Source organism: Flagellimonas beolgyonensis, assembly GCF_003992615.1.
Lineage (GTDB): Bacteria > Bacteroidota > Bacteroidia > Flavobacteriales > Flavobacteriaceae > Flagellimonas > Flagellimonas beolgyonensis.
Genome location: NZ_RZMY01000015.1, coordinates 205,414 through 205,701, shown reverse-complemented (window position 1 = coordinate 205,701; position 288 = coordinate 205,414). Strand labels below are relative to the sequence as shown.

Genomic DNA, 288 nt, shown 5'->3' with positions numbered 1-288 from the left:
CCCGACGGCCAGCAGACGGCCACGATCACCCTGACCCCTGTCGACGATGTGGAAGTCGAGGGCAACGAGACGGTGATCCTGACCCTTGCTGCGGGCACGGGCTACACGGTGGGCTCCCCCGACAACGATACGGTGACCATTGCCAGCGACGATGTTGCTCCGGACCCGGTTGCGACGATAGCGGCCACGGACAACACGGCGACCGAGGCGGGCACTACCACGGGAGAATATACGGTTAGCCTGGATGCGGTGAACGGCACGGGCTCCGCGATAACGGTGAACTATACG

The 288-nt window shown here is 64.2% G+C and carries 1 protein-coding gene; it reads left to right on the top strand.

Translation table 11 applies throughout. The features are described 5' to 3' along the window. The coding region (locus tag EO131_RS17155) for a hypothetical protein (protein ID WP_206512880.1) at positions 1 to 288 on the top strand (288 nt) is incomplete at both ends.